Annotated in this window: 13 protein-coding genes; 11 read left to right on the top strand and 2 right to left on the bottom strand. The window is 59.1% G+C overall.

Annotated features, from left to right (window positions below):
• The first annotated feature begins 95 nt into the window (after nt 1-95).
• From PLU72_18535 to PLU72_18570, 8 genes are all read left to right on the top strand, one after another.
• Nucleotides 96-791, top strand: a complete 696-nt coding sequence (locus PLU72_18535; GenBank protein HOT30182.1) for a hypothetical protein — start codon at nt 96-98, stop codon at nt 789-791.
• Nucleotides 792-850: 59 nt separating this feature from the next.
• Nucleotides 851-1,459, top strand: a complete 609-nt coding sequence (locus PLU72_18540; GenBank protein ID HOT30183.1) for a hypothetical protein — start codon at nt 851-853, stop codon at nt 1,457-1,459.
• Nucleotides 1,456-2,367, top strand: a complete 912-nt coding sequence (locus PLU72_18545; protein ID HOT30184.1) for an OmpH family outer membrane protein — start codon at nt 1,456-1,458, stop codon at nt 2,365-2,367. Before PLU72_18540 ends, PLU72_18545 begins: the two co-directional genes overlap by 4 nt.
• A gap of 76 nt (nt 2,368-2,443) precedes the next feature.
• Nucleotides 2,444-3,412, top strand: a complete 969-nt coding sequence (locus PLU72_18550; protein ID HOT30185.1) for a hypothetical protein — start codon at nt 2,444-2,446, stop codon at nt 3,410-3,412.
• A 92-nt stretch (nt 3,413-3,504) separates the two neighbouring features.
• Nucleotides 3,505-8,136, top strand: coding sequence for a hypothetical protein (locus PLU72_18555; protein ID HOT30186.1), 4,632 nt, complete (start codon nt 3,505-3,507; stop codon nt 8,134-8,136).
• 86 nt (nt 8,137-8,222) lie between these two features.
• The gene (locus tag PLU72_18560) at nt 8,223-8,993 is read left to right on the top strand and encodes a prepilin-type N-terminal cleavage/methylation domain-containing protein (protein HOT30187.1); all 771 of its coding nucleotides are present in this window, start codon (nt 8,223-8,225) and stop codon (nt 8,991-8,993) included.
• Nucleotides 8,993-9,526 carry a hypothetical protein gene (locus PLU72_18565; GenBank protein ID HOT30188.1) on the top strand — a complete coding sequence of 178 codons (534 nt, stop codon included), beginning with the start codon at nt 8,993-8,995 and terminating at the stop codon, nt 9,524-9,526. The genes PLU72_18560 and PLU72_18565 overlap by 1 nt, the downstream gene beginning before the upstream one ends.
• Nucleotide 9,527: 1 nt before the next feature.
• Nucleotides 9,528-10,076, top strand: coding sequence for a hypothetical protein (locus PLU72_18570; GenBank protein HOT30189.1), 549 nt, complete (start codon nt 9,528-9,530; stop codon nt 10,074-10,076).
• A gap of 69 nt (nt 10,077-10,145) precedes the next feature.
• Here the strand turns inward: PLU72_18570 and PLU72_18575 are convergent, their stop codons facing one another.
• Both PLU72_18575 and PLU72_18580 read right to left on the bottom strand, forming a co-directional pair.
• Nucleotides 10,146-10,946, bottom strand: a complete 801-nt coding sequence (locus PLU72_18575) for a sugar phosphate isomerase/epimerase family protein (protein HOT30190.1) — start codon at nt 10,944-10,946, stop codon at nt 10,146-10,148.
• Nucleotides 10,943-11,137 carry a Trm112 family protein gene (locus PLU72_18580; GenBank protein ID HOT30191.1) on the bottom strand — a complete coding sequence of 65 codons (195 nt, stop codon included), beginning with the start codon at nt 11,135-11,137 and terminating at the stop codon, nt 10,943-10,945. Before PLU72_18580 ends, PLU72_18575 begins: the two co-directional genes overlap by 4 nt.
• A 342-nt stretch (nt 11,138-11,479) precedes the next feature.
• Here PLU72_18580 and PLU72_18585 point away from each other — a divergent pair, with 342 nt between their 5' ends.
• The 3 genes from PLU72_18585 to PLU72_18595 are packed head-to-tail and all read left to right on the top strand — an operon-like array spanning nt 11,480 to nt 14,697.
• Entirely contained in the window at nt 11,480-13,120 is a 1,641-nt protein-coding gene (locus tag PLU72_18585; protein HOT30192.1) for a hypothetical protein, read from the top strand.
• A gap of 12 nt (nt 13,121-13,132) precedes the next feature.
• Entirely contained in the window at nt 13,133-14,149 is a 1,017-nt protein-coding gene (locus tag PLU72_18590; GenBank protein HOT30193.1) for a glycosyltransferase family 9 protein, read from the top strand.
• Nucleotides 14,146-14,697, top strand: a complete 552-nt coding sequence (locus tag PLU72_18595) for an HAD family hydrolase (protein HOT30194.1) — start codon at nt 14,146-14,148, stop codon at nt 14,695-14,697. The genes PLU72_18590 and PLU72_18595 overlap by 4 nt, the downstream gene beginning before the upstream one ends.
• Nucleotides 14,698-14,768: the final 71 nt, after the last annotated feature.

Here is a 14,768-nt window from a genome sequence, read left to right on the forward strand (position 1 = left end):
TCCGTGTCCACTTTTTCAAGTTGTCGTGAAAAGTACGCAAGATTCGGATGAACCTCTTTTCAGCCGGCGTTCGGATATGGTAGACTGGCGGCGACATGAGGAAACTTCTGCTGCTGATTTGGCTGGCGTCCTGCCTGCAGAGCGCATCTGCATGCAGTCTGGCGATCCACGACTGGCAACTCCGGTGTTCGCTGCGATTGTCACCGGACATCACCATTCTTCCGCTGAGCGAAGCAAGCGCGCTTCACGAGCGGGTGGCGGACGGTTCGATCAACACCGTCTACCGGCTCGAAAAACCGACGTTCTACGGCGTGGTTCTGAATATCCTGCTGACGATCTTCGGGGGCCACGATTCGCCCGTAACCTGGGTTCTCGTTTCCTCGGGCCACAACCTCGTCGATATTGCAGCCCGCGAAGGGGGATCGACCGCCGTTCTCAGTGCCGATCGACATTCCCTCAAACTCGCCCTGTTTTCGGACAGAAACTCCCGCAATCGCTGCCATCAGCTCGTTCTGTATGAAACCAAGCGCATTCGGGCGATTCACCCGCATCCGGAACGCCCCTGGGCCGAAGAAACGGCCGGCACAGCCTGGATTTCCCTCGTCTTTTTCGAATATCCGGTCCCTGAGAGCATCCTTTCCCTCTCGGCCTTTCCCATTCATGAAAAGATCGAGGATCTGTATGCGAATCTCCCGTTCATCAAGTCCCTGGTCCGGACGGGCATGCTGAAGCGGCGGCCCGGCGCCGAATTCACCCCGGAATCGAAAGAGATTCCCCCAATGCCAGAATGAGAACCGTATCATTTTTTTTACACGCGTCGCTGATTTTTTACATCCTGTGCGCAGGCACGGTGGCAGCTCAGGAGTATCGTCGCATCGACATCGAGCGCCTGTTGCGCGAGCACCCGCTGATGAAGAAGTTCGACCCCGAAGTGGCGCGGTTCATCAAAACGCCGGACGAACGCAAGGACGTCTCGCTCATCCGCACGGAACGAACCGAGATCGAAAAGCGCCTCGCGCAGGCAGAAGCGGCAAAATCGGCGATCGTCAAAAGCAATCTGCTCTCCCGCCCCGGATCGAAGGAACTCGAGGAGGCCTGGTCCCGGATCAGGAAGATGGATTCCGAGATCGCCGGCCTGAAGAGCACGCTCGAACGTCTTTCGAAGTTTCTCGAGGCAGGCGGGATCCCCACGCTCAAGGTGCTCATGGACGACGTCAGATGGATGCTGTCCGATATTCTCTCACGGCAGCCGCACGGTGAAACGACGATCCTCCTGAACGTATTTCCGCGCTTTTCCGCTCCGTGTCCCGCTTTTCCGGAAAGCGGCCTCAGTGATTTTTTGCACTCGAAGGACGTTGGCATGCTCCGCACGTATGCGTCCTATTCCTGTTACACGGGGATTCTGTTCCCGTCGTGTTCCGAACCCATTCTTTTCCGCAAAGGAGAAAACGAAAGATGAAACGCTGCATGGCATTTTTCGTTTCGATCGTCCTGCTGGCTTGCGCCTATCCCAGTCACGGAAGCGAAGTCAGAACGAAAACGGCAAAAATCAATCTTGGAATTGCGGCGAGTCTTCATCCCAGGATGTCGCTCTTCGATTTCCAAAATCTCGGTTTTTACAATGTTCCACTCGGGCTTTCGAAAGAAGCCTTTGCAGAAGCCGTCGCACGAACCGTCGCCACGTCGTCGGAGAAGCTGAACAGGCGGCTCGAGGAGCTCGATGGCGAATTGTCGGAAATCACCCGAAAAAAACAGACCTTGTTCCAGGTCTCTGCAGCGGCGGAGCCTGGCAATGCGTCCCTCAGAAAGCAACTCGCGGCCCTGGATGACCAAGCCCGGCGCCTTCGCATCGAGCGAAGGGAAACGGAGTTCGCCATCGAACACCCCGAGCTTACCCCACCCCCGGAAACCCGAAGTATTCTGAAAGATATTGATCGTGAGGTCATGGAGGCGGTCAGAAGCGTCGCGACGGAAAAAGGGTACGACGTGGTCTTGAATTCGACCTTTCCCGTGCCGTTCGGGTATCCGCTGACGTATCGCACCGGCAAGGAGTTCGGGCGAGGGGTTTCAGGCCTCGAACAGCAGGTCTTTTACGCCCTGACCGCCAACCACGACGACCTGGATCAGCAGGAGACGAAAGAAGACCGGTTCTCGACCTGGCTTCAACTCACCGGACACCCCGAAACCCAGCGGTTTCTTCCGATTCAGCCCTGGCCTCTCGTGGTGCATGGCGGGGAAAGCATCACGGCAGACGTCGTGAGAACTCTGTATCAGCGATACCGCATTTCCCCGGAAATCATCGAGATCGCCGTTTCCGTCATTGCGGAATTTGAATCATCTCCGCCGCCTATTCCGGGGGAAAAATGATATCCTTGTTTCAGGCCATCACCGGTTCGATCGGCCGCCACCGTTCGTCATCTTATCTTTCCTGAGGAGCCCGGCAATGAACCTGACCGCGAGAAGAGCAATCCTCCCGGCGTTTTGTCTGTTCCTTCTGCTGTCGCCCTTCACTGCTTTCGGCCAGGGAGCGGGCGGCGCACTCATCGGAAAAGTGGATTTCCGCGCCCTCGTTCTCCTGCACCCGTCGATGATGGGATACGACACGCAGAAATCCGCCTTTCGGGTCGAACCATCGAAGGCGACGCTTCCCCAGCAGATGGAACGCCGTTCCCAGGAGCATAAGCAGCGGATCGAGGCCCTGGAAAGCGAGATCCGGGCTCTTCGCGCGAAAATCACCGAGCTTCATCGGAATTACACCCGTGACGTGACGGAGCTGAACGACCGATACGCCGCGGGCATCGTCGATCTGGCGACGGGGCCGGCGGGCATGAAACGGCAGCAGTTCGAGCTCGACAAGGCCCAACTGGACTCGACGTATCAGGCCAAGCTGCAGTCGGCTTCGGGGCGTTGCGTCGCGGCGACGGAGGAACTCGATCATCTGCAAAACATCTCTCTTGCACCCGGCTACACCACGCCCGAGGAAACGGAGGCTCGATTCAACGCGATCGTCAAGGAACTGCGGCAGCTGGTGCAATCCGTTGCGGCGCGCCGGGGGATTCAGATCGTTCTGAACACGAGCTTTCAACGCTCTCTTCGAAGAGAGCGCCCCGCGAGGGACTCGGACGAGCCGATCGACCTCAGTTATCAGAAAATTTTTACAACCCCTTTCACGCGCGAAGTGGGCACGAGTCATGATTTCACGGCGGGGTACTACGAGAACATCATCATCATGACGCGCAACTGGCTCGACCACGGGTCGCGGATTCTCAAGCCGGCAAAGTCCTCTTTCATCGATTCAGACATCATTTGCGGGGGGGTCGACCTCACCGGCGAAGTGCTGACCAGCTTGTTTTCATCCTACAAGGTCAATCAGAACATCGGAGCCGCCGTCATCAAAGCCGCCCTTGAGTAAGCCGTTCCAAACACGGTACATTTTATGCGTCCAATAATAACCGGATGCGTCTGCCTGGCGTGACCGCAAGAAACCGAAACGAGGAGATACCCATGAAATTGAAAAAAAGCGAACGGATCCTTCTGGTGATGCTTCTCGTCTTTTTCGGCGGCTGCCTGTCGATCGCGACGGCGGCCGAACAGGATGCTCGCTACAAGCGAAATGGCGAGGCTTATCTTCTTATCGGCAAGGAGTCGGAGCTTCCCTCCGGCAACATCGACTATCGCGGGATCTGGCGCATGAGCGACCCCGAGGGCATCTTCAAACTGACGGAGCCCCAGTATCTCGTGGGGGAAGTCGACATCCTGGACATGACCGTCGACCTGTATCGCAACATCCACACGCTCAGCGACCCGAAGAAAACTGCGATCGGCAACAGTTTCAAGATCAAACGGCAGGTCATCGACGACGGCGTCACCATCGCGGAAGCCGACAAGGGCTGCCATTCCTACATCCACTATGACCACCGCGGTTCGTACTGGGGATACAATACGGATGTCTATAGAACCGGCCCAGCCGGTCGCAGCATCTGGAGGAGCGGTTCCACCGCTGCAAAGCCCAAATACTGGTCCGGCTTCAAATCGGCGGGACCGGGCGTCGAAACGACAGCCCCGGACAACCCCGATGCCTACCTGCTAAAATTTTCCAACAAAAAACTCCAGCTTGGCGTCCATCCAGGCAAAAAGTGGTATGAAATTCCGAACGGGGCTTGGTATTCGAGCTGGAACCGCATCAAGGGCTGCCAGTTTTTTTACCAGGTGTTCGCCGACAAGGTCAGCGGAACGCAGTATGACTGGCAGCTCCAGCAGTGGAAGCCAAACCCCACGGCGACGGTCTACTCGAAGCTGACGGGAAAGCCCTTTGCGACGACCTACGACATGCAGATCAAGCGCGCGACCCTGGCCGGCTGTCTCGACGGCTGCGGCGGCGCGTCCGGTGACGACGCTGTCAAGACCGACAAGATGATCTTCAGCTCTGCCTTCATGCCGATGCTCGACAAGCTCGGCAACCCGACCTCGCGCACCTACTTTTATTCCCGCCCCGAGGGCAAGGCGAACTATTCGATAACCACGACCGGGGAAGGCAGCTCGAATTACGTGCTCAAGGGCGATGCCGTCGGGTACGACTCTGTTCCGGACACCCAATGGCTCGGCGTCTCGATGAAAGACGAGAACAGCGACTACCTTTACTGCCTCGGAAACTCCGTCATCAAAAAATGGATCAAGGACGGAGGCGGAAACTCGGCAGGCATCAACGTTGCGGCCGTCACGGTTTCCAACCAATGGAACCAAAAAGGCGGCATTGTCTTCGCGTTCGACGAAAAAGAAAAGATGATCTACAAATTCGTCAGAAACGAAGCAGGCGCACATGAGAACTCCGCCTTCCCGATCAGCAATATCCTCGCCCAGATCGGCGCCGACAATGACGCGAAGATCGACGACATCAAGGCTGACGGCGACGGCAACCTGTTCGTCGGCCTGACCTTCCCCGGGGTCGACCTGACCGTGAAGGAAATCACGTCGAAATGGACCCTCAACAACGCCTATACGTATGAGCTTCAGCCCCCCGGAAGCGAACTTCAGAAGGGGTCGCTCCTGTTCAAACAGGATTTCACGAAGTCCATTTTCCGCATCAGCGCGATGGGCGAGCCGCCGAAAGAAGTCGGCAAGAAAGTCGTCGCCACCCAGGTCTACAAGCGCGACGTCTCCATGGACCCGAAGGGCTGGAAGGAGCTGCAGGCCGCAGGAATGGGAAGCGTCGGCACCATCATCGCCTCCTGGACAACCCCTCCGGCGAAAGGCACCATAACCGATTACTCGCTCTACACGAAACTGTCCACCGACCCCGACATCGGCCGCGCGAGACTGGCGGTCATCAACGTTCCGAAACCGCCCGACGTGTTGAGCCTCGGTAGCGACAAGTCGTATCTCGACATCATCGGCGCCTATAAGAACAGCATTCCGATCTTCGATCCGAACAAACGCTCGACACAGCAGAACGCCGTCGATCGCTATTCCGGGACGCTCGACACCAGGCAGCTCTATTTCTACATGGTCGAAAACTACCCGATTCCAACCGGTGCGCAGAACCCGACGGTTACGCCGGATTACGACGGCGACGGGCGCTACGGCGGTTTTGTATCGACGATTATCAATCCCAATCCCTCGACCGACCAGACGAACCCCGGAACGATCCGCTATCACTGGCGGATTTGGATGGTCGCTCGCCAGACAGGGAAAGACGCCAGCGGAAACCCCATTTTCGAGCCCGTTTCTCCGGCGGAACCAATGTCGGATTCAACGGCCGGCTCGTATTTCAATTGGTTCTACACCCCCATCGGCGGGAAATTCATTATCACATGCCGTGCCGATTACGACTGGTATGACTATACGCTGGTTCCGTTCGGCACCACGATCACGAAATTTCTCGCCAATCCCGGCAACGCGTTGAAGACCGGGACGAAAGCCATTCCGAGTTCAGGCGGAAACAAACTTCTCCATGATCCCTCCACCAATCAGCTCGATCAGATCATGGAAACGGCACAATTCAACTTCATGAAATCGTCCGGAGCCAGTTATAAAAACACCATTCTCGGAACCGACGACAACCGGGATTACCATGCCGTCATCTCCGCGGTCGTTTCCGACAAGGAACCGAAGCCTCAAGAGGATCCCAAGGAATTTGCACGCGTTCAACGCTGCGACAAGGCGGGAAACAATCCTCTGACGGCAAGCCACTGGTATCCGCAGGCTGCCGGCGTGATGAACCCTGGCGACGGGTTTCACGGCATCCGGGTCGGTACCGAGTATCACTGGCGAATGGACGTGGCTTCGCAGGCCGTCTTCTTCCAACCCCTCGAGAAGGCGCTCAATCCCAGCAATTACAATTTCATCGCCGACAAGCTGACCAATTCCAAAGAACCGGCGTATTATGTGAACGGCGACCCTGAATTCCAGTTCGACAAGACCGGCGATGATCTTCGGTGGCTGCCCGGGTCAACACCTACGATCGAAGCCTATCTCAAGTATCCCGTGCCCCCGATGTCCGATGGGAAGCCGACCTACGTTCAGCACAATCTCCTCTCCGACAGCACAATGGTACCCAGCCAGAATTTCGCCTACTTCACGACGAAGGCGGACCTCCCGCCCACCGATCCGTTCGAGGCGGAGCTGGTCATCGAAATGAGCCAGATGTTCCAGTATGATATGCGCATCTACGGCACGATCAACGGCGTCAAGCGCCTTCTCGGGAAGGTGCCCAATCTGCCCAAGAAGTTGACCATCACAGCGAAAACGAAGGTTCTGATCGTCGACACCGTTTCGCCGGTCATTGCCTTCGGCAAAACAACCCCGACCCAGCTGTATGGTCTGACCGGCCGCGTTCTCGAGTCGGGAACGAACGGCAACCCGTCGTCGATCCAGTTCCAGGTCACGGACAATGACCCCTGGGACGGCGTTTCTGGAATCTCTTCCCACGCGAAATATTCTTCTTCGAATATCCAATCGAACAAGACCACCATCGCGAACTACTACGGCAAAGCCGGATCGGCGTATTACAACCTCAAACCGGTCTTCAACACATCGAACCGCGGCGTTCAGCTGTATTGGAACGTCGCAAGCGTGAACGGAAACCGGCAGGTTTCTCTCGCCCCGAACGCGTACAAGCCCAGCTACGGCTATTTCAGTCCCGGCACGGGCCTCGGAACGCCCAGCATCACCAGCACGAAGGACACGACGACGAACACCTACTACTCTGCCCTGGATTTCAACGTTTTGCTCTCCGAACTGAACGGCGGAAACCCGATATATCTTCCGAAATATTATGCCAACAATACGCCGAACTACGAGCCGTACAAGTTCTGGGTCAGTTCGCGCGACTGTTCGGGCAACGAATCGCTCGACACCCTGCTGAATCTCGTCATCCACATGAAGGATGACATCCCTCCCGATCCGTATGCGATCTGCCAGGAGTTCAAGAACGGCACGTTCGCCCGCTTCCCGACCAACGCCTCGCTCGCAAACGACGATCAGTTCGAGAACAATTTCCGGGCCGCGACCTCGTTCAGCCAGACCTTCGCCTCGCGCGGCAACTGGACGCCGGAGTCCCCCGGCGCCAACAAGACCAACGAAATCTGGGACGGCGGAAAGGATACGGGCTTCAGATCGCTCTGGTCGGTCAGCGACACGATCTCCGCCCTTCCCGATACGATGAAGAACACGACCGTCACGCCCGCCACGATGCAGGTCGAGGACAACGTCGAAGTCCTGATGCGGGTCGGCGCCTCAGACAACTCGGGTGCCGCGACGGCCAAGCTGACCTACAGGTATTTCGACATCAACAAAGCCGAGCAGGCCCAGTCCACCGGCTCTTCGACCTTCACCCTGCCCGGCGTCTCGGCAAACGCCATGACCTCGGCCCAGTCCTCGACCCGGGCCATCTTCCGCGAAGGCAGCTCCATCAAGTTCCCCATGGCGATCCCGATCAGCATCCGCGCGGCTGACGACGCACGTGACTGGGACAAGTATTCCGCCTGCAATATCGGCAACGGAACGTGGAGCTGGGGCTCCCTGACCAAAGGCGGAAGCGCGCCGAACAGGCGGCTGTTCAAGACGACCCTCCCCGTGTACGGCTCGGAACTCACGATCAGGACGATCGAAAGCGGCATCCGAACCCCGGGCAAATGATCCCCGCTGGCCTTCCCGGCGGTTCTGCCGGGAAGGCCGGGGGGTTTTCCCGAAGACACGATGACCCAATTTCCCCGGAGCGATTCATGAACAGCACCCGACCCATCCAGCCCCGAAGCGGTTTCACCCTGATCGAAGTCATCATCGCCACGGTCGTTTTTTCCCTCTTTCTCGGGGGGCTGTTCTCTCTGTACCGTATGGGCAGCGGAATGTTCCAGGCGGGGAGTTGGAAACTCCAGAAGCAGAAAGACGCCGAGCGGTTTCTCGCGAGCCTGAAGGAGCGACTCGAGCAGGCATCGCATGCCGCCGTCGTGAATCCGGCCGGTTCCCCCCAGCTCACGGAATCCCTTTCCCAGATCGGATTCGTGGACGGTTCCATCAATCGCGCAGCTCTCGGGGCCAACACGCGGCGCGTGCTCCTGTTCGCCGTCTGCAAGCCAAGCGTCGCCGGCGCATCAGGACTCCTGCTCTATCACGGCGTGCGGGCGCTCCCGACTCCCGGACAGCCGGGCCTGTTCAACCTCGAGATGATTTCGACCACCAACCCCAACCACGCTTTTTTCACGGGAACGCCATTCAATTTTTTCACCAACGGCACCCCCGATCTCGCCAAGTTCAATCAGGCGGGGGGCCCGACCCCCGGAGACTTCAGACTTGGAGGCAATCCGAATATCGTCGATGTCTCAGAAGTCGCCACCATGACGATCCAGCGTACGGGCCTCGCGTCGGAGAGTCTGCTGAGCATCACGCTCCAGTTCAAACATCCGAACCCGCAGCAGGATAAAACGCACGTCGTCCAGCGCATCGTGAGCCGGATCGAGGTGCCGGCGGCCTCGTACACTCTGGGAGGGCTCTGATGACTCCATCCGCACGCAGAACCGCCCAAGGCGTCACACTGACGGAAATCATGCTTGCCGTCGTCATTCTTGCCGTGTCGTTCCTGCCGATCATCGGCGTCATGGGCGCTTCCGTCAAGGCGACGGCGAAAGAGGATTCGCTCAATCGGGCCATGAACCTCTGCCAGGAAAAGCTCAATACCAGTCTCCAGTTTCCCTTCCACCATTTTGACCTGAATCTCGGGGTCGAGATCACGTCGACGGTTGCCACTCCCGGCCTCTCCCTGACCCTTGGCGATGAAATCATCGAGGGCGTGAAGTATACCTCTTCGCTGACCGTCAGCGACCGACCGGGAAGCTTTCTGATACCGGTGCGAAATCTCGACGTCGGGAACCCGGACGACCCGAAAACATGGACGTTTACCGACACGACGGTCAATTATTCCAACCTGGTTCACACCCATAAACTCAAAGTCAGCTGGAAGAACAAAGGCGATCCGAACGAAAAGTTCTACACGCTGGTTACGTTTCGTGCAAAGTTGAGCGAAGACTGATATGGAAAACGATTCAGTGCGCCTTTCGAACGGCAGACAGGGAACGGCCATCGTCCTCGCGTTGGTTTTCGCGACGATCCTGCTTCAGTTCGCCATCTCCTACAGCGGCCTCATCGGGCAGTCCAGGCCCCAGACCGAGATCATCGACGAGCGTGTGCGGCTGCACTATCTGTCCAAAGGGCTCACCGAAATTGCGCTTCTGAAATTCCAGAAGTTTCCGTCGGACTTTTATAACTGCTGGCGGAATCAGGCCTCGACATCGACGAACATCTCCTTCTGGCTCGATACATCCGGGCCTCTCGCGCGATTCACGATCGAGGCCCCGGAAATGAAGGAATACAAGACCACCGGCTTCGCGGAATCGACATCCTCGTTCAACAACACGCCCATCTGCTTCAACCTGACGGAAATGCGTCTCATGACATCGAACCGATGGAACGTCGAGGTGCTGCAGATCAAGGCCAACGCACACTATACGACCCGGTCCGGGAAATCCATCAACGTCGATGCGGTCCGGACGGTGCGGACGGAGCGCGTGACGATCAAGTAGCCGCTTTCGCCCCCTCACCGGCCGGGGCGGGGTGTTTCATGCGAAACATCTTACGCGGAAAAGAGCGTTTTACAAGGTTTCGACGGGGCCAGCGAACCAGTTTTTCACGCGCGTCACCGACTTGATGACATGCGTCTTTTGCTCCATTTCGAGGGTGAGGAGGGGACGCTTCGCCGGCTCGCGGGCGTTCAGCCAGGAGACGAGCGGGCCGTATTTCACGGTGCCGTCCTCGACCGCGATGTGGTCGTCTTCAGAGCCGAGATTATCATGGAGATGGCATTCGAACAGCCGGTTTCCAAGGCGTTCGAGCCACGTTTTCATCGCTGTCTGCGAGAACAGGTTGAAATGGCCGGTGTCGAAGCAAACACCGGCGACCTTTTCCGGATACGGCTCGATGAGGGCGGCAAGATCATCGGGGCAGGCGTCGTAAATGTTTTCGAATGCGATGCGCAACCCGGCTTTTTCGGCATGAGCAATCACGGTATCGAGCGCGGGGCGGGCCCGGTCGAACCAGTGCGAGAAATTCTTTCCGAGAACGTAGGGGCCGAAGCCGGGGTGAATGACGATCTGGTCGGCGCCAAACCGCTTTGCGAGATCGATCGACCAAGTGAGCCGGTCGAGGCTGACCGCGCGGATTTTCGGATCGTGAGCCCCGAGATTGAGGTCGAAGAAGGGGGCATGCCAGATCGGCTTGAATTTTCTCGATGCAAATTCGGCCTGGAGGGCATTGAAGGCCTCAGGAGCCGTCGAGTCGATATCTTCGCCGGAAAAATACAGTTCGGGCTGGAGTCCCTGGAGGGCAAGAAAGTCGAGTTCTTCGGCTTTCATGTGGCGATAGGACAGATTCACGTAGATTGTCGGGGCTGTCATAATGCCTTCGGGCCTTTGCCTTCCTCGGGTATTGTGGCTTCGTCCACGAGCATGACCGGGATGTCGTCCTTGATCGGATATTGTCGCCGGCAGGAAGTGCAGTTCAGGGTGTCCTTCGCCGTATCGTGAACGATCTCTCCGTGGCAGGCCGGACAGGCGAGAATCTCCAGAAGTTCTTTCTTGATCGGCATGAACAGCTCCTTTCCAAGGTCCGAAACGTGGGCAACAGTATAGACGCCCTCCCCCGAAAATTCAACCCGCCGCCGGAATTCTTTCCCTCGGATGAGTTCTGAAATCGTGACTCGTGATGAAAGAAAGCCACCCGTTCGCCCTGAGCCTGTCGAAGGGCAAAATGAGGAATCATCGGCAAGTGGCTGTTCGTGCTTCGACAAGCTCAACACGAACGGAGACACAAAGCTGGTTTTTGATATGCGGGACTCAATAGTCTTCGCTCGGGAGACCCCAGTAGGAGTTTCCGGGATCGTGCATCTAATGAATGGTATGACTCTTTACGTTCTGGTATAGTGACAATCGTGAAGAAGACATCCAATACGGGGAAGACGGAGCGCCGCTGTTCGTTCGCCACGCCGCTCGCCCAACTTCAGCATTTCGACCGGAAGTTTCGCCTCGGCGCCGATATCGACGCAATTCTCGAGGCGTGCTCGGCCGAGCAGAGGGATCTCACCGACGCCACGGATGCGGTGTTCAAGTGTCTCGTCCGGCATCTGAACCCGACCCTCGCATTTCTCCGCAGTTTCGACGAGCATCTCGAGATGGCAACTTTCTCGCACGGCTGTCTCCGGGAGCTGCTGGAGCAGTCTGTCCCGGATCTGTTCGAGATCGCCGAGCCGACGACGCGCATCACGCCGGCTCTCACGTGGTTCGCCGTTCCGCTCGACATGTCGGGCGAGACGGTGGGCGTGCTCGGCATCGCCTACCAGATCGGTGCGGAACTCCTTCCCGCCGACCATATCTTCGATCTTCTCGACACGGTCGCGGAAGAGCTCGACAGCTACTTTTTCACGATCCGGGACAACCGCCGCAAGCACCTGTTCATCCTCGAGCTCCAGCAGGCCCTGATGAGCAGCATTCCCGCCAGGGCCGTCCACACGGCCGCCACCCTGCTGCAACGCGAGGCCCCTTCCCAGGAACTGCTCGTCATTTACCGGGAAGAAGACCTGATCCCGCCCGACGGCATCCGATACGTGCTGTTTCGCGAAGGCCAGCAGCTGTTCGAAAGCTGTCTCGCGCCCCATCCCGTCCTGAGCAGGATCGTCCAGGAGCAGCCGGACGAGCTGTTCCGGAAGACCGAGCAGGTTCTGGCCGGCCTGTTTCCCGACGTTCAGTTGTCGGTTTTCCACATGGCGGGCCCGTCTCCCGAAAAGCCTCGCGGCGTGATCGTCGCGACGCCGGTCGAGGGCGCCACCCTGCCCGTCTCGGTCCAGGACAGGCTCCAGTTATTCGCCGAAGCGCTCAGGCAGAGGCTCACCGATTTCAACAACGAGATTCACCGGCTTCGCCGCAATTTTTCTTCGCCGGCGGCCGTCAGGCTGATCAGCACCACCGGGTATCAGGACCGTTTTCTCATCCCGCGGACGACGGAGGCGGGGCGCATGGCTGTCACGCCGCCCTGTCCTCTCGGCAGTCCCGGCGACGATCCGAAAGACCGCCCCCTGCTGGTCCGCCTGCTGCATGAGTGGCTCTGCATGGCCACCGAGCGCCTCTTCGAGCAGGAAGCCGCGCTGGAACCGTCATCCGCCGGCAGTCTCACAGCGCTGTTCGGCCCGCCGTTTTTCGAATCGACCCGCCGACAGACCGTCGAGCGGATGGCCGCGGCCGGAATCCGTCTCATGGCCGCATGGAATGAACTCCGCACCCGGTCCGATTTTTCCTCCCTCCAGACGTTCCGGATGGCCCCCAGGATCGCCATGACGCTCGAGCCGGTGTATATCGATTATATCGGCCCCTACCGCGACATCCACGCGTTTCCCACGGGCCCCGATATCCTGCCGGCAATGCTTTCGGCAATCCGGCCGGGCGACTGGATCTGCTCGGCGCTCGTTACAGCTGAAGCGACGAGTGCCATGCCAGGCCGCTGGAACCTCGACGCCCCGATATATATCAATAAAGATATATATGGCGAAACCTACGAGTCCTATCTCCTGAAAGAGTAGCGACCGACGACCATGCCGGGCACCCTCGTCATCCGCCTGAAGGGAATGGGCGACATCGTCCATCTCCTGCCCTCGCTGGAGATGCTCTCCCGACAGGAGCGGCTGCGCCCGATCGCGCTTCTCTGCCAGGCCCCGTTCGGCGACGTCGTTCCCGACGACCTGGGAATCGAGCTGTTCCAGATCCCGGCCCATGCCTCTCCCATGCAGATGTTCGAGCTCGTCCGCCGGATCAGAAAGCGGCGGTTCGACCGGCTGTTCGACCTGTTCGCCAACCCCCGGACCGCGCTCATCAGTTTTCTGAGCGGCGTTTCACGGCGCTGCGCCTTCGCGCACCGGGGGCGGTTGTACGCCTATCACGAGACGTGGACGCCGCCGGACCCAAATCTGCATCTGTCGCACCTGTTCCGGGATTTCTTCGCCCGGTTCGGCGTCGAGGGAGAGATCGGGCATCCCCGGCTGGCGGCACCCCCGGCATCGGCGGCGCGGGCGGAGGCGATTCTTTCGGAACTCGGCCTGAAACGACCTCTTCTCGGAGTGAACGCGCACGCCACCTACCCGTCGAAGGCCTGGCCCGAAGGTCATTTCGAGCATCTGGTCCGGCGATGGCACGCCGCGACGGGAAAGAAAGCGCTTCTTTTCTGGGGTCCCGGCGAACGCGCGGCGACCGGACGACTGCTCGCAAAGCTGGGTCCCGGGCTGGCCGCGACGCACGAGGCGCTGTCGATCCGTGATTTCATCGCCCTGCTCGGCCGCCTCGACCTGTTCGTGACGGGCGACACGGGGCCGATGAACCTCGCCTGGGCGCTCGACACGCCGACGGTCGCCCTGTTCGGCCCGACGACGCGCCGGGCCGTGGCGCCCGTCGGGGAACGGCACCTCTCGCTCCATCACCCGACGCTCGAATGCCTGCAATGCCACAGGGAGACCTGCGACGACGGCCGATGCATGACCGAACTGACGCCGGACATCGTATTTGATGCGATATACAAAAAACATCCCGCCCTTTTCCCGGAGGCACGCGACCCATGATGCGCCGCGCCGTTTTTCTCGACCGGGACGGCACCCTCAATCCCGATCCCGGCTATATTTCCCGGCCCGAAGACTTCGAACTGTTTCCCGAAACCCCGAAAACCCTGCGGCGTCTGCGCGACGCGGGGTTTCTGCTCATCATCGTCACCAACCAGTCGGGAGTCGCCCGGGGAATCATCCCGCCGGCCTCCCTGGAGAGAATCCATGAAAAGATGCGGCGGGAACTGGAGAGAGCGGGCGCCGCACCGGACGCCATCTACGTCTGCCCGCATCATCCCGATTTTCCCCAACCGGGCCATGCGGCCGGCACGGCCTGCGGCTGCCGGAAGCCCGAGCCCGGGCTCGTCATCCGGGCCATCGCCGACTGGAAGATCGACGCGGCATCCTCGTTCGTGGTCGGCGATCGGATGACGGACGTGCAGATGGGTCTCGCGGCGGGCGTTCCGCCGGTTCTCGTCGGGCCGAAAAAGCCATCCGACCTTCCGCCGCACGTACCCTGTCTGCCGGACCTCCCGGCCGCCGTCGACTGGATTCTTTCGCAGGGCTGATCGAGGCTGAATCGGCGCATTCGCGAGTCTTCCGTACATATTTTTGCGAAACTTCCCCACACCCCCCCGCC

Source organism: Candidatus Ozemobacteraceae bacterium, from assembly GCA_035373905.1.
Classification (GTDB): domain Bacteria; phylum Muiribacteriota; class Ozemobacteria; order Ozemobacterales; family Ozemobacteraceae; genus MWAR01.

What these genes read in the sequence shown, in the direction of transcription:
- PLU72_18590 (HOT30193.1), top strand. Translation starts at nt 13,133, where the DNA reads ATGCCGGGCACCCTCGTCATCCGCCTGAAGGGAATGGGCGACATCGTC.
- PLU72_18545 (HOT30184.1), top strand. Translation starts at nt 1,456, where the DNA reads ATGAAACGCTGCATGGCATTTTTCGTTTCGATCGTCCTGCTGGCTTGC.
- PLU72_18550 (HOT30185.1), top strand. Translation starts at nt 2,444, where the DNA reads ATGAACCTGACCGCGAGAAGAGCAATCCTCCCGGCGTTTTGTCTGTTC.
- PLU72_18575 (HOT30190.1), bottom strand. Translation starts at nt 10,946, where the DNA reads ATGACAGCCCCGACAATCTACGTGAATCTGTCCTATCGCCACATGAAA.
- PLU72_18570 (HOT30189.1), top strand. Translation starts at nt 9,528, where the DNA reads ATGGAAAACGATTCAGTGCGCCTTTCGAACGGCAGACAGGGAACGGCC.
- PLU72_18535 (HOT30182.1), top strand. Translation starts at nt 96, where the DNA reads ATGAGGAAACTTCTGCTGCTGATTTGGCTGGCGTCCTGCCTGCAGAGC.
- PLU72_18555 (HOT30186.1), top strand. Translation starts at nt 3,505, where the DNA reads ATGAAATTGAAAAAAAGCGAACGGATCCTTCTGGTGATGCTTCTCGTC.
- PLU72_18580 (HOT30191.1), bottom strand. Translation starts at nt 11,137, where the DNA reads ATGCCGATCAAGAAAGAACTTCTGGAGATTCTCGCCTGTCCGGCCTGC.
- PLU72_18560 (HOT30187.1), top strand. Translation starts at nt 8,223, where the DNA reads ATGAACAGCACCCGACCCATCCAGCCCCGAAGCGGTTTCACCCTGATC.
- PLU72_18595 (HOT30194.1), top strand. Translation starts at nt 14,146, where the DNA reads ATGATGCGCCGCGCCGTTTTTCTCGACCGGGACGGCACCCTCAATCCC.
- PLU72_18565 (HOT30188.1), top strand. Translation starts at nt 8,993, where the DNA reads ATGACTCCATCCGCACGCAGAACCGCCCAAGGCGTCACACTGACGGAA.